This is a genomic window from Streptomyces olivochromogenes, assembly GCF_021538895.1.
GTDB lineage: Bacteria > Actinomycetota > Actinomycetes > Streptomycetales > Streptomycetaceae > Streptomyces > Streptomyces olivochromogenes_A.
The window spans coordinates 95,511-115,531 of sequence record NZ_JADDRL010000018.1 but is presented as its reverse complement, the minus strand read 5'-3'; the positions used below and the strand labels follow the sequence as shown (position 1 = coordinate 115,531).

Below are 20,021 nucleotides of genomic sequence, written 5' to 3'. Positions count from 1 at the left end.
GCCGCGACCGCGCCCGTCAACGCCGGACGAGAACGCAGCCAACAGGTGACCGTGAACCCCGCCCAACCACCCGTCTTTCCGGGCCGCTCGCTCGCTTCTCACCCGGGCTGGAGCGACCCGAGTCAAGGGTGGCCCGTAGGGCCATCGCCGAAGGCGACGCGCAGCGACAGCGGAGCGCCCTTTACTCGGGGCGCGGAAGCACGACACTGACCAAGAAGCGGGCGGTCCCCACGGTCACTTGAAGCCGACGCGACACCGGGAAGCCTCCCCTCGGTCGAAAAGCCCACGGGGCTGGCTCAACCCCGGACAGTGATCGCGTCCCCTTGCTCTCGCGTGGTCAGCGCAGCCAACGCACCCCGAATCTCCCCGATCATGTGGGCAGGGCGCCAGAAGACATCCTCGGCGCTGTAGCGGAGGAGCCTTCTGACTTCCGGGCACTGGTGGAGTTGGTTGTAGCGGGCGATGTCCCGGCGGTGGGAGTCGCGGGTGCCGTGATAGGCGTACCCCTCGATCTCCACGGCAAGGCCCGCAGCCCGGAAGAGGAAGTCGATGAAGCAGCGGCGGCCGTCCGGGGTGTGTACCTCGGCTTGGCTCTCGGGGTGGAGCCCGGCGTCGTGCATGCGCAGGCGGGCGATGGTCTCGGCCGGTGAGCCTGCGCGAGGGTCGCACAGTGCCAGCCACTTGAGGGCCCTGACCGTACCGCGTGAGGGGACTTCGAGCGCGGCGGTGATCGAGTCGAGCCTCGTGAACGGGGCGCGGCGGACGCGTTCGACTGTGCGGTAGGCGAGAGCGGAGTCCACGGCGACGATCGCGTCGTCCCTCGGCCCATCCCGGAGCAGGTCGATGAGGGTACGGCCGGGAACGGTGACCCGCAGGCCCTGCCGTTCAACCACCTCGGTCGCGGCGATGGGGATGCGGTGCACGCGCACGCCCGCCCCTCCCCGGCGGAGGGTGAGAGACGGATCGGTGCACTCAAGCGGTCCCTCGGCCGCCGGGGCGAGGGTCTCGATCCGCCAGAGGGCGGCCGCCGACCGATGGCTCACGACGAGCCGTGGCCTGACGAGCTGCGCAGCCCGGAGCCGGGTGATCAGGTTTGGGGAGCGCCCCGGTTCGATCCAGATGCCGTTCTGGAACTGGGCCCACCCCTCGGCTCGGAGGGCCCGGCTGAGCCGGCGCGGATGCCAGCCGGCCGCGAGGGCACGCGAGGTGAGGAGGACACCGCCCTCCGCCAACTCCCGTAATGCGATCCGCTCCACCCCGCCAAGATCGCAGACCCGTGCCGCTGAGCGTGGAGCCTGTGGATAACCCCGCCTGCCCACGGTCGGGCGCGGGGAGTGGGCGCTTTGGGACAAGTGATGGGGTGGAATGGGTGGGTTTGGGAGGTTGGGGAGTGTCCCGGGGTGGCCAATTCCTGCGCCTGGGAAGGGGTCAGTGCTTCAGGGAGGTGACGAAGGTGGTCCAGGAGGTCGGGGGGAAGAGGAGTACGGGGCTGTTCCGCTCCGTCCTCTTCGAGTCGCGGACGGGGATCAGGTCGGGGTGGGAGACGGCGACCTCGACGCATTCGCCGCCCGTGCCGTTGCTGTAGCTGCTCTTGCGCCACTGGGCGGCGCTCAGGTCAATCTCGTGGCTTGCCATGTCGATAGTCCTCTGCCGCAGCCTCGATCATCGCAAGGGTCACCTCAGGCGGCAGTGCGGTGGCCCTGAGCAGATCGTACGACTCCCGATACTGCTTCACGAGCGCCGGATAGTCGATGAGTTGGCCGCTGTGCAGGGCCTCGGTGTACACCACGGGAGGCGCTTCCGAGAAGGTCATGAACTTGGTCGTCCCCATCATGAACGGGTGTGCGGCGGTGGTTTCCGGGACGATCTGCAAAATGGAGTGCGTGGACTTGACCATCTCCACGATGTGCTCCAGCAGTTCCGCCATCTGCTCGCCAGGGAGGACCGGGCGACGGATCAGCGATTCGTCGAGGATCGCCCAGACCTTCGGCGGGTTCTCCGAGTCGAAGAGCTTGGCCCGCTTCATTCGGGCGTTCACCTTTTCCTCGACCTCGTCGTCCGAAGCCCGGGGCATGGCGGCTCGTACGATCGCCCGTGTGTAGGGCGCCGTCTGCAACAACCCAGGTACCAGCATCGGTGCCCAGTCCTCAATGGCGTCCGCATGCTGCTCCATCTCCGCCACATCCGCGAAGTACTCCGCATGCCCCGACTGCCGTGCCCTGCGGGCATCTTCACAGCGCCGCTCGAAAAAGCCGTCCGTCCTCAGCACCTTGTCGACGTGCCGGGCCAGATCCAGGGGCATGCGGCGCTCACCCCGCTCGATCTGGCTCAGGAACGGGACGCCTCGGAAGCTTCCCTCCGCCAGTTGTTCGAGCGTGAGGCCGGCCAGCTCCCGTTGGTAGCGCAACTCGGCGCCGTAGAAGGAGGGGACGTTCGCGGACGCGTCGGGGTCCTTGCGTGAGGGCACAACTCATCACCGCCGTTTGCCAGATGTGTTTGCGCAGCCGAAACGGCTTCAACGCTATGCGGCTCGACGGCATGGTGTGACCCAACCGTCACAGAACGCACTGGAAGGTGTAAGCGACCGTGCCCCCACCACAGCCGTCCTCCCCTGGTTCCGGCGTCTACGACACGACCCTCTGCGTGGAGGGACTGCGCGACGCCCTCGCCGCCCACGGCATCACGCTGCCCTCGCTCCGAGTGGACCTGCCGAGCTTCGCGGCGGCGCCTCAGGCATCCGTGGGCCTGGTCGCGCTCGGCAACTGCAACACCGAGACCGCGCGAAGGCTTGCCGCGGCGTTGTCGTGGCGGGACGGCCGGATGCCGGGTCCGCCGCCTCTGGACCTGGATCTTCTCGCCGTACCCGAGGCGGTGCCGTGCCTGCGTCGTACGGTACGCCGGTATCTCGGAGCCCCCTGCTCCGACGTCCAACTCTGTGTCACCGAACTCGTCACCAATGTCATCCGGCACGTGGGGGAGGGCAGCCTCGTGCGCGTGCGGGTGGCCCGTACGGAAGGCGACCGCATTCGCGTCGAGGTCACGGACTCGGACCCGGGTGCCGTCCCGGTGCCGCAGCGAGCCAGGGACGACGCGGAGGCGGGACGGGGGCTCCTGCTGCTCGACGCGGTGGCGTTGCGGTGGGGCGTGGAGCGGAAGAGCGGAAGAGGCAAGACCTTGTGGTGCGAACTGGGCGGGGTCGAAATCGGCAACCCTTGAAGGACGGAGCGGTCCGATGCCGCTGAGGGCATGACTGTGGGGCCGAGCTCTGGCCCGGCCCCACAGTCGAGATCCTCCGGCCCCGACACGCCTCGGCCGCGGCGGCTCCCCTCCGTGCCGTCGCGGCCGATCCCGTCGGGATTGAGGCTTACTTGCCGCCCAGGTCCAGCGCAGGCGGGACAGGCGCGTGGTTCTCGAGAGTGGTGATCTCCTCATCGGTCGACGGAGCGGCCGTCTGGGTGTCCTTCGCCGTGGTCTTGTCCAGAGCCGGCGGCACGGGAGCGTGGTTCTCCATCGTGGTGACGTCTGTCGTCTGCTTCTCGGTGCTGCTCATGTTCAGGCTCCCCCTGGGAGTGATGTTCAAGTGGTGAGATGCCTCTGTCCGGCGACTCCCCCGAGTATCGCCGGACAGAGGACATGAGCCGGACCCACCCCCCGTGGGCTCGGTACGGCTCTCATGTCCCCCGACGCGATGAGCCGTTGAGTCGACTCTCTCAGGCGGTCATAAACGTTCGATGAACGCCGTAGACGGCGAGCTCACGGTGCGTCCAGCGGTGCCAGCAGGAGGCGTACTTCGGTAGCCTCGGGTGCTCCCGACTGTTCCAGGAGGGGCAGGGCCTCGTGCCAGCAGGCCCGCGCCCGATCCAACTGGCCCAGTGCGTGAAGGCTCTTGCCCAGAGTGCTCAGCACACTGCCTCGGATTAGATCACCGCCGATGAATCCGATCGCCAGAGCCTGCTCGGCGTGTTGGGCCGCCTGAGCCGGGCGCCCAGCCGCCAGGTGGAGCTGTGCGATGCGGAAGTGTGCCGTCCCCTCCCACAGGCGTTGCCGGTTGTTCCCGAACATCGCCAGGGCATCGGTCAGTTGCACGAGGCCCTCGGAGAGCCGTCCGGCTTGGATGAGTGCGACGCCAAGGGCATAGCGGCCATTTGCGAGGCGCAAGGTGAGGCCGAGTTGCTGAAAGATGTTGACGCCCTGCTGCGCCAAAGTGACCGCGTCGGACGTGCGGTTCATGCGCTCGTAGAGCCGCGACAGGTTGCACAGCGAGTTGGCCTCACCCGGTCGGTTCCCGTCCGCTCGATAACCGTCCCTGGCCGTGGTGAGGAACTCCTCGGCCTCTTCGTAGCGGCCCTGGCTGAGAGCGATGATCCCCCGGTCGGTGGAGGCCCAGCTGATGGGTGCGGCGTCCCCCGCTGCGGTAGCGAGGGCGACGGCGCTGCGAGCCTCCTCGTCCGCCTCGGAGTAGCGTCCGGCGGCCAAGTGGACATTGGAGAGCGCTGTCCGGGCACGGCTTTCCGCTCGGACGTCGGTGTCCATCTGCGCGGCATCCCGCAGGGTCACGGCCGCCGTTTCGTATTGCTTCGCGTTCGCGCCCGACTCCGCCAGATCCTTCGCGGCCCATAGCAGATCAACGGCTCGGCCGAGTCCTCTGCCGGTCGTCTGCTGCCTGGCACAGGCCAGTAGGCACTGAGCCTCGGCGAAGAGCCAGTCGAGGGCTTCCGCCCGCCCCGTGAACGAAAGGCCCCTGTACGAGGTCGGTGCCAAGTGGACGACCATGCGATCCCCGGGCCGCTCAATCGCATAGACCCCCGCCGCCGTTGCCAAATAGAAGTCCAGCAACCGCGACATCGCCGCCTCCCGCTCACTCGGCGGCAGTTCGTCCCTTTCCGCACAAGCACGCGCGTAGAGCCGGACCAGATCGTGGAAGCGGTAGCGGCCGGGCGCCGCCGATTCCAGCAGGGAGGTGTCGACCAAGGCCTCCAACAGGTCCTCGGTCTCGTCCACCGGCAGGTCCAGCACCGCCGCCGCAGCCGCCAATGACATGTCCGGCCCGTCGGCCAAGCCCAGCAAGCGGAACGCCCGTGCCTGGGCCGGCTCCAGCTGTCCGTACCCCAGCTCGAACGTCGCCTTGACCGCCAGGTCGCCCGCCTGGAGTTCGTCCAGGCGGCGGCGTTCGTCCGCGAGCTTCGCCGCCAGGACCGAGACCGTCCAGGTGCGGCGGGCCGCCAGGCGGGAGGCGGCGATGCGGATCGCCAGTGGCAGGAAGCCGCACGCCGCCACCACGTCCAGCGCGGCCTCCCGCTCGCTCGCCACCCGCTCCTTGCCGACGATCTTCGTGAAGAGGGACAGGGCCTCGTCCGGGGACATCACGTCGAGGTCCACCAGGTGGGCGCCGGCCAGGTCCACCATCCGGACGCGGGAGGTCACCAGGGCGGCGCAGCCTTCCGTCCCGGGCAGCAGGGGACGTACCTGGGCCGCGTCCTTCGCGTTGTCCAGCAGGACGAGGACGCGGCGGCCGTCCAGCACTGAGCGGTACAGCGCGGCCCGTTCCTCCAGGGAGTCGGGGATGGCGGAGTCGGCCGTGCCGAGTGCGCGCAGGAAGGAGCCCAGTACCGTCTCCGGTTCCGCCGAGCGCGGGCCCGCGCCCTGGAGGTCGACGTACAGCTGGCCGTCCGGGAAGGCGGCCCGTGCCTGGTGGGCCACGTGCACCGCGAGGGTCGTCTTGCCGACGCCCCCGATGCCCGCGAGCGCCGACACGGCCATGACCCGGCCTTCCGCGGACGCCAGTACGTCACTCAGCTCGGAGACGAAGGATCCGCGGCCCGTGAAGTCCGGGACGGTGGCGGGCAGCTGGGCCGGACGCACCGGCACCACGGCGGGCTCCGACACCGGGGCCGACGGTTCCGCCAGGGCCGGGTCGGCCTGGAGGATGCGCTGCTGGAGTTCCCTGAGCCCCGGGCGGGGGTCCACGCCGAGTTCCTCGGCCAGCAGGCGCCGCGTGTCCGCGTACACCGCCAGCGCCTCGGCCTGCCGCCCGCTGCGGTACAGCGCCAGCATCAGCAGCTCACGCAGGCGTTCGCGCAGCGGGTGCGCCGCCGTCAGGGCCGTCAGCTCGGAGACCGCCTCCGCGTGGCAGCCCTGCTCCAGGTCCATGTCGAGGCGGGATTCGAGGAGTTGCAGGCGCCATTCCTCCAGGCGGACCCGCTGCGCGTCGGCGTACGGGCCGGGGACGCCGGCCAGCGGCTCCCCGTCCCACAGCGCCAGCGCGCGGTTCAGTACGTCCCGGGCGAGGCTCAGGTCCCCGGCGCTGCGCGCCTTCTCCGCGTCCGCGGCCAGGTCCTGCGCCACGGCCAGATCCAGGGCGCCCTCGCCCGGACCGCGTACCGCGTAGCCGCCGGACTCGCTGACCAGGACCCCGGGGTCGAGGACCTTGCGCAGCCGGGACGCGTACGTCCGTACCGCCGCCAGGGCCTGCGAGGGCGGCTCGGGGCCCCACAGGGCGTCGATCAGCTCGGCGGCGGTCGCCGTCCGGCCCTCGCGCAGCAGCAGGGCGGCCAGCAGGGCGCGCTGCTGGGGTGAGCCGGTGTTGAGAGGTTCCTCGCCGCGCCAGGCGCGCACCGGACCGAGCACGCTGAAGCGCAACGCCGCCGACTCCTCGGAGGAGCCGGGGCGCCGCTGCTCCGGTACCCGCGGTACACCGTCCATGCCCGTCCCCCTAGACATCCCGAACCACTCCGTCAGTTTGCCTTGTTCATGGCGGATGCGTCAGCCGTGCGAGACGCCGATCACAGGCCGACTCACGGGAGTCCACAGGCCCCTCACACGCTGTTCGCACAGTTGCGCACAGATCGAGTCACCACCGGCGCTCGCACGATAGCTGACGGGTCGTCAGATCGGCGCTACCGTGAGCGCCATGGACACCCGGACAGCACTGCCCGAGATCATCTCCGTCGACGACCACACGGTGGAGCCCGCGCACGTCTGGCAGGACCGGCTCCCGAAGAAATACCGGGACACAGGTCCCCGTATCGTCCGCGCCCCCCTGAAGGAAATGACCTTCCTCGGTGGCCGGTTCAAGCCCGTGATGGGCAAACCGGGCGACGAGGGCCCGCTCGGCGACTGGTGGGTCTACGAGGATCTGCACCGGCCGATCACCCGTCTCGACACCGCCGTCGGTTACAGCAGGGACGAGATCAAACTCGAAGTCATCACGTACGAGCAGATGCGCGCGGGGTCGTACGACGTGCCCCAGCGGCTCGCCGACATGGACGTCAACCACGTCCAGTCCGCCCTGTGTTTCCCCACCTTCCCCCGCTTCTGCGGCCAGACCTTCACCGAGGCCAAGGACCGCGAGCTCGCCCTGCTGTGCGTCCGCGCCTACAACGACTGGATGGTGGAGGAGTGGTGCGGGCCCAGCGCCCGTGGCCGGCTGATACCCCTCGGCCTGATCCCGCTGTGGGACGCCGAGCTCGCCGCCGCCGAGGTCCGGCGCAACGCCGCACGCGGTGTCCGCGCCGTCGCCTTCTCCGAGATACCCCCGCATCTCGGCCTGCCCTCCGTGCACACCGACGACTGGGACCCCTTCCTCGCCGCCTGCGACGAGACCGGCACCGTCGTCGCCATGCACATCGGCTCCAGCAGCCGTATGCCCTCCACCTCGGCCGACGCCCCGCCCGCCGTCGGCTCCACGATCACCTTCGCCAACTGCTGCTTCTCGATGGTGGACTGGCTGATGAGCGGGAAGTTCGAGCGCTTCCCGAACCTCAAGGTCATGTACGCGGAGGGGCAGATCGGCTGGATCCCGTACATCCTGGAGCGCGCCGACGTGGTCTGGGAGGAGAACCGCGGCTGGGGCGGGGTCGCGGACAAGGTCCATCGGCCGCCGTCCGAGCTGTTCGCCGACCACGTCTACGGCTGCTTCTTCGACGACGCCTTCGGACTGCGCAACCTCGACTCCATCGGCGTCAAAAACGTGCTGTACGAGACCGACTACCCGCACTCCGACTCCACCTGGCCGAAGTCCAAGGAGGTCGGCGAGGCCCAGATGGGGCACCTGCCGGCGGACGTCGTCGAGCGGATCGTGCGGGGCAACGCCATCGAGCTGCTGGGGCTCTCGGACGCCGGCCTGTGGGAGGGGCCCCGGTGACCCTCGCCTACGGCATCCAGCTCCCCGTCCAGTCCCAGAGCACCCTCTACACGGAGCCCTGGGAAGCCTCCGCCGGCCCCGCCGACCTGGTCGAGGTCGCCCGCTGTGCCGACGGCGCCGGGTTCGACTACGTCGCCTGCTGCGACCACGTCGCCATCCCGCGCCGTCTGGCCCCGGCCATGAGCACGGTCTGGTACGACCCGGTCGCCACCCTCGCCCACCTGGCCGCCGTCACCGAGCGCGTCCGGCTGCTGAGCCATGTCGCCGTCGTCGGGCTGAGGCACCCGCTCCTCACGGCCAAGCAGTACGCCACCCTCGACCACCTCTCCGGCGGCCGCCTGCTCCTCGGGGTCGGCGCCGGGCACGTGGCGGAGGAGTTCGGGGTGCTCGGGGTGGACTTCGAGCAGCGCGGGGCCGTGCTCGACGAGACGATCGACGCGCTGAGGGCGGCGCTCGGGCCGGAGGAGTTCCCCGAGCACCACGGGAAGCGGTTCGACTTCGAGGGGCTCGGGCAGCGGCCCCGCCCCGCCCAGGCCCATGTGCCCCTCTGGGTCGGCGGCTCCTCGCCCGCCGCCGTACGCCGGGCCGCCCTCAAGGGCGACGGCTGGCTGCCGCAGGGGGACCCGCGGGACCGGCTGCCCGCCCAGATCGCCCGGCTGAGGGAGCTCCGCGAGCGGGCCGGCATCGAGGCCCCCCTCACCGTCGGGGCCATCACCGAGCCGCTGTACGTCGGCTCGCCCGCCTGGGACGTCGGCCGCCGCACCCTCAGCGGCACCCCCGACGCCCTCGCCGAGTCGCTGCGCGCCTACCGGGCGATGGGCGTGCACCAGATCCAGGTGCGGTTCCGCTGCCGCGGCCGCACCGAACTCATGGACCAGATGACCGCCTTCGGGGCCGAGGTCGCGCCCCGCCTCGACTAGGGAGAGCCATGGGCAAGCTGGACGGACGCGTCGTGGTCGTCACGGGCGCGGCGCGCGGGCAGGGCGAGCAGGAGGCGCGGCTGTTCGTCGCGGAGGGCGCGTCGGTCGTCGTGGCCGATGTGCTCGACGAGCAGGGCCGGGCCCTCGCCGAGGAGCTGGGCGCGCTGTACGTCCACCTCGACGTGGGCCGGGAAGAGGACTGGCGGGCCGCCCTCGCCGCCACCAAGCGGGCGTACGGCCGGCTGGACGGCCTGGTCAACAACGCGGGCATCCTGCGCTTCAACTCCCTCGTGGACACGCCCCTCGACGAGTTCATGCAGGTCGTCCAGGTCAACCAGGTCGGCTGCTTCCTGGGCATGAAGACGGCCGCGCCCGAGATGGCGGACGGCGGCACGATCGTCAACACGGCCTCGTACACGGCACTGACCGGTATGGCGGCCGTCGGGACGTACGCGGCGACCAAGCACGCCGTCCTCGGGCTCACCCGGGTCGCCGCCCTGGAGCTGGCCGCCCGGCGGATCCGGGTCAACGCCGTCTGCCCGGGTGCCATCGACACCGCGATGGCCAACCCGGCCCGCCTGGATCCGGGCGCGGATCCCGAGGAGATGACCCGCGCCCTGGACGAGCTGTACCGCAAGCTCGTGCCGCTCGGCCGGATCGGCCGCCCGGAGGAGGTGGCCCGCCTGGCGCTGTTCCTCACCTCGGAGGACTCCTCCTACATCACCGGGCAGCCCTTCGTGATCGACGGGGGCTGGCTGGCGGGCGTCTCGGTGATCTGACTGGCCGTCAGCTATTGACGGTGCATGCGGGCGGTGCAACAGTCGGGCGGCAGAGAATCTGACGGTACGTCAGAAAGAAACGACACCACGAAGACTCAGGACGGTGAACCGCCTTGGAATTCGGGCTCTTTGTACAGGGATACGTGGGCAAGCGCGCCGAGACCGACCCGCTGGCCGAGCACAAGGCGTTGATGGAGGAGACCGAGTACGTCATCCAGGCGGACAAGTCCGGTTTCAAGTACGCCTGGGCGTCCGAGCACCACTTCCTTGAGGAGTACTCGCACCTCTCCGCCAACGACGTCTTCCTCGGCTACCTGGCCCACGCCACGGAACGCATCCACCTGGGATCCGGGATCTTCAACCCCCTGGCGCAGGTGAACCATCCGGTGAAGGTGGCCGAGAAGGTCGCCATGCTCGACCACCTCACCGAGAACCGCTTCGAGTTCGGCAGCGGACGGGGCGCCGGCTCGCACGAGATCCTCGGCTTCCTTCCCGGCATCACCGACATGAACTACACCAAGGAGATCTGGGAAGAGACCATCGCCGAGTTCCCGAAGATGTGGACGCAGGACGAGTACGTCGGCTTCCAGGGCAAGCACTGGCAGCTGCCGCCCCGCAAGATCCTGCCCAAGCCGTACGGCTCCTCGCACCCGGCGATGTGGTACGCGGCCGGGTCGCCGCCGTCGTACGCCATGGCCGCGCGCAAGGGCCTCGGCGTGCTCGGCTTCAGCATCCAGAAGGTCTCCGACATGGAGTGGGTGCTGGAGCAGTACAAGACCGCCATCGTGAACGCCGAGCCGATCGGTGACTACGTCAACGACAACGTGATGGTGACGACCACGGCGATCTGCGCGCCCACGCACGACGAGGCGATCCGCATCGCGGTCGGCGGCGGGCTGCACTACCTGCCGTCGCTGGTCTTCCGCTACCACGACACCTTCCCGCGCCCCGAGGGCTTCCCGGTGTGGCCGGAGACGCTGCCCGAGTACACGCCGGAGTTCGTGGAGCTGCTGATCGAGGAGGAGCTGCTGATCTGCGGCGACCCCGACGAGGTGCTCCGCCAGTGCAAGCGGTGGGAGCAGGCCGGTGCGGACCAGTTGAGCTTCGGGCTGCCGGTGGGGGTGCCGAAGGAGGAGACGCTGCAGACGATCCGGCTGATCGGTGAGCACGTGATTCCGAAGATCGACACGGATCCTGTTCATCGGACGACGCGGTTCCGGGGTGCCGTGTAATCGCGCCCCTTTCAGTCCTGGAGCCGGAAAGGGAACACCCCATGCTCGATCACGTCATCAAAGGCGCGACCGTCGTCGACGGGACGGGCGCGCCCGCCTTCACCGCCGACGTCGGCATCCGTGACGGTCGGATCGCTGTCATCGGAACCGTCACCGAGGAGTCCCGTACCAGTGAGGACGCCGCCGGGCTCGTGCTCGCGCCCGGGTTCGTCGACCCGCACACCCACTACGACGCCCAGTTGTTCTGGGACCCGTACGCCACTCCGTCGCTGGACCACGGCGTCACCACGGTCGCGGCCGGGAACTGCGGGTTCACCCTCGCGCCCCTGAATCCGGACCGGCCCGAGGACGCCGACTACACCCGCCGCATGATGTCCAAGGTGGAGGGCATGTCCCTGGTCGCTCTGGAGGAGGGGGCGCCCTGGTCCTGGAACACGTTCGGGGAGTACCTGGACGCGCTTGAGGGGCGGATCGCCGTCAACGCGGGCTTCATGGTGGGGCACTGCGCGCTGCGGCGGTACGTGATGGGGCCGGACGCGGTGGGCGGACAGCCGACGCGGGAGCAGCTCGCCGAGATGCTGCGGATCTTCCACGAGGCGATGGACGCGGGCGCGTGGGGTCTCTCCACGACCCAGTCCACCACCCACTCGGACGGCGACGGGCAGCCGGTGGCCTCGCGGCACGCGCTCCCCGGCGAGCTGCTGGCCCTGTCGAAGGCCGTCGGGGAGCACGAGGGCACCCAGATCGAGGCGATCGTCGCGGGCTGCCTGGACCAGTTCAGCGACGCGGAGATCGACCTGTTCGTGGAGATGAGCGCGGCCGCCGGACGCCCCCTGAACTGGAACGTCCTGACGGTCGACGCGGCCGTCCCGGAGCGGGTGCCCCGGCAGCTGACGGCGAGCGAGCGGGCCCGCAAGGCCGGCGGCCGGATCGTCGCCCTCACCATGCCGATCCTCACGCCGATGAACATGTCCCTCGGCACGTTCTGCGCCCTGAACCTCATCCCCGGGTGGGGGCCGATCCTCGGCCTCCCGGTCCCCGAGCGGATGGCGAAACTCCGTGACCCCGAGGTGCGGGCCGAGATGCTCCGGCGCGCCGAGTCGAAGGAGGCGGGCGTCTTCCGGCGGCTGGCCAACTTCGGCCGGTACGTCATCGGTGACACCTACAGCGAGGCGAACGCCGGGCTGCGCGGCCGGGTGGTCAGGGACATCGCCGGGGAACGGGGGCAGGACCCGTTCGAGTGCCTCGTGGAGATCTGCGCGGCCGACGAGCTGCGTACGGTGCTGTGGCCCATGCCGACCGACAACGACCCGGCGTCGTGGACGCTGCGGGCGGACACCTGGCAGCACGAGGACGTCCTGCTCGGCGGGTCGGACGCGGGCGCGCACCTGGACCGCATGTGCGGAGCGCCGTACACGACCCGCTTCATCGGGGACTGCCTGCGCGGCCGGAAACTGGTCGGCCTCGAACAGGCGGTGAAGATGCTGACGGACGACCCCGCGCGGCTGTTCGGGCTGCGCGAGCGCGGCCGGATCCGGGAGGGCTGGCATGCGGACCTGGTGCTGTTCGACCCGGAGCGGATCGACGCGGGCCAGGCCACCCTGGTGCACGACCTGCCGGGTGACAGCCCGCGGCTGGACTCCCGGCCGATCGGCATACGGGCCGTGTGGGTCAACGGGGTCGAGGCGATCCGCGGCGACGTGGTGAGCGGGGCCGTACCCGGCAGGGTGCTGCGCTCCGGCCGGGACACGAGGACGGTGAGCACCAGGTGAACCCCTCGTCCGACGGGCAGCGGCTGTTCATCGGCGGGACGTGGACGGAGCCCGACGACGGTCACTACGAGGTCGTGGACCCGGCGACCGAGGAGACCGTCGGCTGGGCGCCGGAGGCCTCGCGGGACCAGGTGCGCGCGGCCTGCGCCGCGGCCCGCGAGGCCTTCGGCCCGTGGTCCCGCAGGACTCCGGAGGAACGGGCGGCCGTCCTCGGCCGGGCCGCCGACATCATCCGCGGCCACCTGGTGCCGTACGCGGACCTGGCCCGGGCGGAGACCGGCGCCACGACGGGGACGGCGCGCGGCATGCAGGTGGGGGTGGCGGCGGCCCGCTTCCGCCGCTACGCGCGGGTCGAGCCGGCGGAGTGGCCGATCGCGCCGCAGATCAACGAGGCGGGCCCGATGGGCCGGGCGGGGGTGATGGGCGCCCTGGCGATACGCCAGCCGGTCGGCGTGGTCACCTGCATCACCTCCTACAACAACCCCTGGGCGAACCCGGCGGGAAAGGTCGCCCCGGCGCTGGCGATGGGCAACACGGTGGTGGTCAAGCCGGCCCCGCAGGACCCGTTGTCGGTGTACCGGATGGCGGAGGCGCTGGAGGCGGCGGGCGTGCCGCCGGGCGTGGTGAACGTGGTCTCCGGCCGGGCGGTCGGGGTGGGCGAGGCGGCCGTCGACTCCCCGGACGTCGACATGGTGAGCTTCACCGGCTCCACGGCGGTCGGGCAGCGCATCGCCGAGGTGTGCGGGCGGGGCATGAAGCGGCAGCTGATGGAGCTCGGCGGCAAGGGCGCGGCGGTCGTCTTCGACGACGCGGACCTCGCCTCGGCGGTGGCCGGGATCGGGACGACGTTCTCCTTCTACAGCGGGCAGATCTGCACGGCGCCGACGCGGGTGCTGGCGCAGCGGGGCGTGTACGAGCAGCTGGTCGGGCAACTGGCCCGGTACGTGGACCGGTTGAAGGTGGGGGATCCGAGGGAGCCGGAGACGGTGGTGGGGCCGGTGATCTCGGCCGCGCACCGGGACCGGGTGGAGGCGTACGTCGAACTGGCCCGCAAGGAGGGCGCGACGGTGGTGGCGGGCGGCGAACGCCCGGCCCTAGACCGGGGTTTCTACGCAGCGCCCACCCTGCTCGCCGACTGCACGAACGACATGCGCGTGGCGCGGGAGGAGATCTTCGGCCCGGTCGTCTCGGTGATCCCCTTCGACGAGGAGGAAGAGGCCGTCGTCCTGGCCAACGACTCCGACTACGGCCTCATCGACTACGTGTGGTCGGCGGACGTGGCGAAGGCCTTCCGGGTGGCCCGGCGACTGCGGGCGGGAGGGGTCGGCATCAACACCGTCGGCCGCAACATGGAGGCGCCCTTCGGGGGGTTCAAGAAGAGCGGGGTGGGCCGGGACGTCGGGTCCTACGCCCTGCACGCGTACGGCGAGGTGCAGGCGATCGTGTGGCCGGGGTGAGGGTCACCCCGTCAGATCCACCCGCACCGTGAGCAGGTCGGTGCCGAGTGCCCGTACCGCCGTGCTGTTCATTCGGGGCAGGTGGCGCAGGCGGGCCACGGCGTCGTCGTCGGGCAGGAGATGCGCGGTGCCGCTGTGCCAGCGGCCCCGGATGCGGACGCGGACGGCGGGGTCGGCCTCGATGTTGCGGACGTACTGGGACCGGTGCCCGAACTCGGAGACCAGCCAGAAGGAGTCGCCGATCCGCCGGCCGCCCACCGGGGTCTGCCGGGGCAGGCCGGACCGGCGGCCGGTGGTCTCCAGCACCGTCTGCAGCGGGATCCGGCGCAGCACGGGGTTGCCGACACGGCGCTGGAAGGCGGTGACCGCCCGGTGCTTCAGGTCGGCGTATCGGGACATGGACTCGTGGCCTCCCGCGTCGATGGGTTCCGTCGAGGGGACGGTACGCCCGTGACCGTCCTTCGGCCCGGCGCCGTCCCGGCGGCGCGGCGGCGCGGTGCGCCGGCTCCGTGCCGCCGGTCAGTGGTCGGTCCGCCGCCCCAGGAAGATCGGGTTCGTGAGGGCCGCCGGCACCCCCGGGACAGGCCCCGCCGCCGTCTCGTGGCGCAGTTCCGCGCGTACGTAGGCCGCGTACGCCGGAGTCGTACGCCACTCGACCACGCCCGTGCCGGTCACCGGCAGCGGTTCGCCGGTCAGGAGGGTGCCCTGATCCGTCACGAGGCGGACCGTGCAGCGCGGGGCGCCGGAGACCTCCAGGCGGACCGTCACCGGTGTGTCCGATTCCGTCTCCAGGCGGCCGCCGATGTCCGCCGTTCGGCCGTCGTCCGCTCTCGCCGTGAACGCCAGCTCCACCTTCCTCGACTCGGCCACGTACGAGCGGCCGGCCCGGATGCCGTCGAGGATCGCCTCTTTGGTCAGGTCGTCGGCGAGGACGACGGTCTGGGGGTGGCCGACGACGTCCGGGTCGCGGTGGGCGTCGCTGTTGCCCATCGCCGGGAGCCAGGGCGTCCGGCCCGCCGCGTGCACGGCGGCCACCAGCCGCGCGTCCCATGCGGCCAGCGCCACCTCGTCGTCGGGGGTGAACGGGCCGTTCCACACCTCCACCGCGTCCGCCTCCGCGAAGCCGAACCGCCAGCCGCAGCCGACACAGGTGGCGTACGGGTGGGCGGGGACGACCAGTCCGCCGGCCCGGTGGATCTGCCGGGCGAAGCGGCCGAAGCGGTTGTCGCGTGCCCGGTAGCGCCAGTCGACGAAGGTGCCGGGGGCGGTGCCGAGGGCGAGCACGTGGCCGTTCCTGGTCGTGACCTCCTCGCCCAGCAGGATCAGCAGGTCCTCGCCCGCGGCGGCGGCCCAGTGCGCGTGCGAGGCGTGCGTGTTGTGCTCCGAGGTGTTGAGGAAGTCCAGGCCCGCCGCGCGCGCCAGCGCCGCGATCGCGTCCGGGGTGCGGCGGCCGTCGGAGTGCCAGGAGTGCAGGTGGCAGTCGCCCCGGTACCAGGCTCGGCCCCGGCCCCGCGCCCGGTCGGGCGGGTACACCGGGGTGGGGGTCTCGCCCGGCTCCCCGTACGTCAGGGTGATCGTCAGCTCGTACGAGACGCCCCGCGGCGCCACCGTGTAGGGGCCGAGGGCGATGTGCCAGGTGCCTTCTCGCAGCGGGCCGGGGAGGTAGCCCGGGGTCGCCTCGTCGGCGCGCAGGAAGAACTCCGTGCGGGCGCCGCCCGACCAGCCCCTGAAGCCGTGGCCGCCGAGTTCGGTGCCGTGCTGGTCGAAGATGCCGATGTCGAGCGCGTTGCCCGGGGTGCCGGCCGGGACGGACGGCCTGTCGTAGGTGTACGAGACCCTGATCTCCCGTACGCCGGAGGGGACTTCGACGGGGACGTACACGAAGTCGGGGGCGCCGGGCGGCAGGGTGCCGCGCACCGTCCGGGTCTCCTGCCGCGGCCCGTCCCGCGGGCCCTGTCCGTGCTCCGCCGCGAAGCTCACGCCTCCAACGTAGGCGCGCGGGGCGGCGACCGACAGAGGGCGGCGATTTGTGCCGACTGGTCGGTATGGACAGTTGTGGCCGACGCGGGTACACCTGGGTCATGCGTATCGCCGTCACGATCTTCCTCTCCGACGAGACCATCGCCCCCGTCCGGCTCGCGCGTGAGCTGGAGGAGCGCGGATTCGCCGGGCTGTATCTGCCCGAGCACACCCACATCCCGGTCGAGCGGACCACTCCGTACCCGGCCGGCGGCGAGCTGCCGCGCGAGTACGGCCGTACCCTCGACCCCTTCGTCGCGCTGGGACAGGCGGCGGCGGTCACCGAGCGGCTGGGCCTCGGCACCGGCATCACGCTCGTCGCCCAGCACGACCCGATCGCCCTCGCCAAGCAGATCGCGACCCTGGACCACCTCTCCGGCGGACGGTTCACCCTCGGCCTCGGCTTCGGCTGGAACGTCGAGGAGGCCGCCGACCACGGTGTGGACTGGCGCACCCGGCGCGAACTCGTCCGCGACCGCATGGCCCTCATGCGGGCCCTGTGGGCGGACGAACCCACCGCCTACGAGGGGGAGTTCGGGAGCGTGCGGGCCAGCCACGCGCATCCTAAGCCCGCGCAGAAGCCCAGGGGACCGGTCGTCGGCCCCCGCACCCTGGTCGGCGGGGCCGCCGGGCCCAAGCTGTTCGCGCATATCGCGGAGTACGCCGACGGGTGGCTGCCGATCGGCGGGCACGGGCTGGCCGAGTCGCTGCCCGTGCTGCGCTCCGTGTGGGCGGACGCGGGGCGCGACGCGGCCGCCCTGCAGGTGGTGCCGTACGCCGTCCAGCCCTCGCCCGGCAAGCTCGCCCACTACACGGAGCTCGGCATCGAGGAGGTCGTGGTGCAACTGCCGCCCGCCGGCGAGGCCGAGGTGCTGCGCGTGCTCGACCGGTACGCCCCTTATCTGCCCGGCGGATCCAGTGACATCGTGTAACGAACGGCGGCCGCGGGCGAATGCGGCGGCATCTCTTTGTCCTGATCAGCCCGAACGTATGCTCAAAGAATGACGACTTCCGCGACCTCCGGAACCGGCCCGACCGAGAACTCCATGCGTCGCGCCCTCAAACGCGCCCGGGACGGCGTCGCCCTCGACGTGTCCGAGGCGGCGGTGCTGCTCCAGGCGCGCGGCGAGGCCCTCGAGGACCTCGCCGCGTCGGCCGCCCGGGTGCGGGACGCGGGCCTGGAGGCGGCCGGCCGGCCCGGTGTCATCACGTACTCGAAGAGCGTCTTCATCCCCCTCACCCGGCTGTGCCGGGACAAGTGCCACTACTGCACCTTCGTCACCGTCCCCGGCAAGCTGCGCCGCGCCGGGCACGGGATGTTCATGTCCCCGGACGAGGTCCTCGACATCGCCCGCAAGGGCGCGGCCCTCGGCTGCAAGGAAGCCCTCATCACCCTCGGCGACAAGCCCGAGGACCGCTGGCCCGAGGCCCGCGAATGGCTCGACGCGCACGGCTACGACGACACCATCGCCTACGTCCGCGCCATCTCCGTACGGATCCTGGAGGAGACGGGACTCCTGCCCCATCTCAACCCGGGCGTCATGTCCTGGACCGACTTCCAGCGGCTCAAGCCCGTGGCCCCGTCCATGGGCATGATGCTGGAGACGACGGCGACCCGCCTGTGGTCGGAGCCCGGCGGCCCGCACCACGGCTCCCCGGACAAGGAACCCGCCGTACGCCTGCGCGTGCTGGAGGACGCGGGCCGCTCCTCCGTCCCCTTCACCTCGGGGCTCCTGATCGGTATCGGCGAGACGTACGAGGAGCGCGCCGAGTCGCTGTTCGCGCTGCGCAAGGTGTCGCGGTCCTACCACGGCATCCAGGAGCTGATCATCCAGAACTTCCGCGCCAAGCCGGACACGGCGATGCGCGGCATGCCGGACGCCGAACTCGACGAGCTGGTCGCCACGGTGGCGGTGGCCCGGCACATCATGGGACCGGCCGCCTGTCTGCAGGCCCCGCCGAACCTCGTCGACGCCGAGTACGAGGGGCTCATCGGCGCCGGCATCGACGACTGGGGCGGCGTCTCCCCGCTCACCATCGACCACGTCAACCCCGAGCGTCCCTGGCCGCAGATCGAGGAACTCACCGCACGCTCCCGCGCGGCCGGCTTCGAGCTGCGCGAACGCCTGTGCGTGTACCCGGAGTTCGTCACCCGCGGCGAGCCCTGGCTGGACCCGCGGCTGCGCCCGCACGTCGCCGCGCTCGCCGACCCGCAGACCGGCCTGGCCCGGCCGGACGCGGTCGTCGAGGGTCACCCCTGGCAGGAGCCGGAGGAGGTGTTCGTCGCCGCGGGCCGCACCGACCTGCACCGCACCATCGACACCGAGGGCCGTACGGCCGACCGGCGCGACGACTTCGACGAGGTGTACGGCGACTGGGGCGCCCTGCGGGAGGCGGCCGCCCCCGGCCTCGCGCCGCAGCGGATCGACACGGACGTCCGCGCGGCCCTGGCGACCGCGGCGGACGACCCGACGAAGTTGACGGACGACGAGGCGCTGGCCCTGTTCCACGCGGACGGCCCGGCGCTGGACGCGCTGACGCGGATCGCGGACGACGTGCGCCGGGCGGCCGTCGGCGACGACGTGACGTACATCGTCACCCGCAACATCAACTTCACCAACGTCTGCTACACCGGCTGCCGCTTCTGCGCGTTCGCGCAGCGCCGCACGGACGCCGACGCGTACACCCTCTCCCTGGAGCAGGTCGCGGACCGGGCCGAGCAGGCCTGGGAGGTGGGCGCGGTCGAGGTGTGCATGCAGGGCGGCATCCACCCGGACCTGCCGGGCACGGCCTACTTCGACATCGCCCGGGCGGTCAAGGAGCGGGTCCCCGGTATGCATGTGCACGCCTTCTCGCCGATGGAGGTGGTCAACGGCGCGACCCGTACCGGCATGCCCGTGCGCGAGTGGCTGACGGCGGCCAAGGAGGCGGGCCTCGACTCCATCCCGGGCACGGCGGCGGAGATCCTCGACGACGAGGTCCGCTGGGTGCTGACCAAGGGCAAGCTGCCGACGGCCACCTGGATCGAGGTGATCACGGCGGCGCACGAGCTGGGCATCCGCTCGTCCTCGACGATGATGTACGGCCACGTGGACCAGCCCCGCCACTGGCTCGGGCATCTGCGCACCCTCGCCGGCATCCAGCAGCGCACCGGCGGTTTCACCGAGTTCGTGACGCTTCCCTTCATCCACACGAACGCCCCCGTCTACCTGGCGGGCATCGCGCGCCCGGGCCCGACGACCCGGGACAACCGGGCGGTGACGGCGATGGCCCGGCTGCTCCTGCACCCGCACATCCCCAATATCCAGACAAGCTGGGTGAAGCTGGGCACGGAGGGTGCGGCGGAGATGCTCCGCTCCGGCGCGAACGACCTGGGTGGCACGCTCATGGAGGAGACGATCTCCCGCATGGCGGGCTCGTCCTACGGCTCGTACAAGTCGGTCAAGGACCTGATCGCGGTCGCCGAGGCGGCGGGCCGCCCGGCCCGGCCCCGTTCCACGCTGTACGGCGAGGTCTCGGAGGAACGGCAGCGGGCGGCGGCGGCCTCGGACGGCCACCTGCCGGAGCTGCTGCCGGTCCTGGACTGAGGGCCGGGGCGGAGGGTCGGGGCGGAGGGGCTGGGGCAGAGGGGGCGCCGAAGGGGGCCGGTACGATGATCCGACACCCGTGCGATGGGGACCCATAGCTGAGGAGATGCGT

At 71.3% G+C, this 20,021-nt stretch carries 16 protein-coding genes; 9 read left to right on the top strand and 7 right to left on the bottom strand.

All coding sequences use genetic code 11. From position 1 onward, the window contains the following. Positions 1-296: 296 nt before the first annotated feature. The 3 genes from IPZ69_RS11950 to IPZ69_RS11940 form a co-directional block, all read right to left on the bottom strand. Complete coding sequence (locus tag IPZ69_RS11950) at positions 297-1,256, bottom strand: hypothetical protein (RefSeq protein WP_235454046.1); 960 nt, start codon at positions 1,254-1,256, stop codon at positions 297-299. 172 nt (positions 1,257-1,428) lie between these two features. Beyond that, positions 1,429-1,635, bottom strand: coding sequence for a DUF397 domain-containing protein (locus IPZ69_RS11945; RefSeq protein ID WP_235454045.1), 207 nt, complete (start codon positions 1,633-1,635; stop codon positions 1,429-1,431). Beyond that, positions 1,616-2,467: a helix-turn-helix domain-containing protein gene (locus IPZ69_RS11940; protein ID WP_235454044.1), complete on the bottom strand. Its 852-nt coding sequence runs from the start codon at positions 2,465-2,467 to the stop codon at positions 1,616-1,618. Before IPZ69_RS11940 ends, IPZ69_RS11945 begins: the two co-directional genes overlap by 20 nt. A 119-nt stretch (positions 2,468-2,586) precedes the next feature. Between IPZ69_RS11940 and IPZ69_RS47380 the strand changes: the two genes are divergently transcribed. Further along, positions 2,587-3,216 (top strand): ATP-binding protein, encoded by a 630-nt coding sequence (locus tag IPZ69_RS47380; protein ID WP_308407447.1) that lies wholly within the window; start codon positions 2,587-2,589, stop codon positions 3,214-3,216. 148 nt (positions 3,217-3,364) lie between these two features. Here the strand turns inward: IPZ69_RS47380 and IPZ69_RS11930 are convergent, their stop codons facing one another. Then, entirely contained in the window at positions 3,365-3,550 is a 186-nt protein-coding gene (locus IPZ69_RS11930) for a sigma-like protein (RefSeq protein WP_235454043.1), read from the bottom strand. A gap of 203 nt (positions 3,551-3,753) precedes the next feature. Beyond that, positions 3,754-6,702, bottom strand: a complete 2,949-nt coding sequence (locus IPZ69_RS11925; protein WP_235454042.1) for an AfsR/SARP family transcriptional regulator — start codon at positions 6,700-6,702, stop codon at positions 3,754-3,756. Between the two features lie 208 nt (positions 6,703-6,910). On the opposite strand from IPZ69_RS11925, the gene IPZ69_RS11920 reads away from it, so the two are divergent. The 6 genes from IPZ69_RS11920 to IPZ69_RS11895 all read left to right on the top strand — a co-directional run bounded on the left by IPZ69_RS11920 (position 6,911) and on the right by IPZ69_RS11895 (position 14,303). Beyond that, positions 6,911-8,143, top strand: a complete 1,233-nt coding sequence (locus tag IPZ69_RS11920; protein WP_235454041.1) for an amidohydrolase family protein — start codon at positions 6,911-6,913, stop codon at positions 8,141-8,143. Then, positions 8,140-9,063: an LLM class F420-dependent oxidoreductase gene (locus tag IPZ69_RS11915; RefSeq protein WP_235454040.1), complete on the top strand. Its 924-nt coding sequence runs from the start codon at positions 8,140-8,142 to the stop codon at positions 9,061-9,063. The genes IPZ69_RS11920 and IPZ69_RS11915 overlap by 4 nt, the downstream gene beginning before the upstream one ends. 8 nt (positions 9,064-9,071) lie before the next feature. Then, entirely contained in the window at positions 9,072-9,842 is a 771-nt protein-coding gene (locus IPZ69_RS11910) for an SDR family NAD(P)-dependent oxidoreductase (RefSeq protein ID WP_235454039.1), read from the top strand. Between the two features lie 113 nt (positions 9,843-9,955). Next, on the top strand, positions 9,956-11,074 hold the full coding sequence (locus IPZ69_RS11905) for an LLM class flavin-dependent oxidoreductase (protein WP_268834481.1): 1,119 nt from the start codon (positions 9,956-9,958) through the stop codon (positions 11,072-11,074). Between the two features lie 41 nt (positions 11,075-11,115). After that, positions 11,116-12,846 carry an N-acyl-D-amino-acid deacylase family protein gene (locus IPZ69_RS11900; RefSeq protein ID WP_235454037.1) on the top strand — a complete coding sequence of 577 codons (1,731 nt, stop codon included), beginning with the start codon at positions 11,116-11,118 and terminating at the stop codon, positions 12,844-12,846. Then, the gene (locus IPZ69_RS11895) at positions 12,843-14,303 is read left to right on the top strand and encodes an aldehyde dehydrogenase family protein (RefSeq protein ID WP_235454036.1); all 1,461 of its coding nucleotides are present in this window, start codon (positions 12,843-12,845) and stop codon (positions 14,301-14,303) included. The genes IPZ69_RS11900 and IPZ69_RS11895 overlap by 4 nt, the downstream gene beginning before the upstream one ends. 3 nt (positions 14,304-14,306) lie before the next feature. On the opposite strand, the gene IPZ69_RS11890 is transcribed toward IPZ69_RS11895, so the two are convergent. Both IPZ69_RS11890 and IPZ69_RS11885 read right to left on the bottom strand, forming a co-directional pair. Then, positions 14,307-14,702 carry a nitroreductase/quinone reductase family protein gene (locus tag IPZ69_RS11890; RefSeq protein ID WP_235454035.1) on the bottom strand — a complete coding sequence of 132 codons (396 nt, stop codon included), beginning with the start codon at positions 14,700-14,702 and terminating at the stop codon, positions 14,307-14,309. A gap of 120 nt (positions 14,703-14,822) precedes the next feature. Then, on the bottom strand, positions 14,823-16,319 hold the full coding sequence (locus IPZ69_RS11885; RefSeq protein ID WP_268834492.1) for a CehA/McbA family metallohydrolase: 1,497 nt from the start codon (positions 16,317-16,319) through the stop codon (positions 14,823-14,825). Positions 16,320-16,384: 65 nt separating this feature from the next. On the opposite strand from IPZ69_RS11885, the gene IPZ69_RS11880 reads away from it, so the two are divergent. Both IPZ69_RS11880 and IPZ69_RS11875 read left to right on the top strand, forming a co-directional pair. Then, a complete protein-coding gene (locus IPZ69_RS11880; protein ID WP_235454033.1) occupies positions 16,385-17,254 on the top strand; it encodes an LLM class F420-dependent oxidoreductase in 870 nt (289 codons plus the stop codon). 69 nt (positions 17,255-17,323) lie between these two features. Continuing rightward, a complete protein-coding gene (locus IPZ69_RS11875; RefSeq protein WP_235454032.1) occupies positions 17,324-19,909 on the top strand; it encodes a bifunctional FO biosynthesis protein CofGH in 2,586 nt (861 codons plus the stop codon). Positions 19,910-20,021: the final 112 nt, after the last annotated feature.

Excerpts from the sequence above, each read along its gene's own strand:
- IPZ69_RS11945 (WP_235454045.1), bottom strand. The coding sequence starts at position 1,635 with ATGGCAAGCCACGAGATTGACCTGAGCGCCGCCCAGTGGCGCAAGAGC.
- IPZ69_RS11930 (WP_235454043.1), bottom strand. The coding sequence starts at position 3,550 with ATGAGCAGCACCGAGAAGCAGACGACAGACGTCACCACGATGGAGAAC.
- IPZ69_RS11925 (WP_235454042.1), bottom strand. The coding sequence starts at position 6,702 with ATGGACGGTGTACCGCGGGTACCGGAGCAGCGGCGCCCCGGCTCCTCC.
- IPZ69_RS11920 (WP_235454041.1), top strand. The coding sequence starts at position 6,911 with ATGGACACCCGGACAGCACTGCCCGAGATCATCTCCGTCGACGACCAC.
- IPZ69_RS11910 (WP_235454039.1), top strand. The coding sequence starts at position 9,072 with ATGGGCAAGCTGGACGGACGCGTCGTGGTCGTCACGGGCGCGGCGCGC.
- IPZ69_RS11900 (WP_235454037.1), top strand. The coding sequence starts at position 11,116 with ATGCTCGATCACGTCATCAAAGGCGCGACCGTCGTCGACGGGACGGGC.
- IPZ69_RS11890 (WP_235454035.1), bottom strand. The coding sequence starts at position 14,702 with ATGTCCCGATACGCCGACCTGAAGCACCGGGCGGTCACCGCCTTCCAG.
- IPZ69_RS11880 (WP_235454033.1), top strand. The coding sequence starts at position 16,385 with ATGCGTATCGCCGTCACGATCTTCCTCTCCGACGAGACCATCGCCCCC.
- IPZ69_RS11875 (WP_235454032.1), top strand. The coding sequence starts at position 17,324 with ATGACGACTTCCGCGACCTCCGGAACCGGCCCGACCGAGAACTCCATG.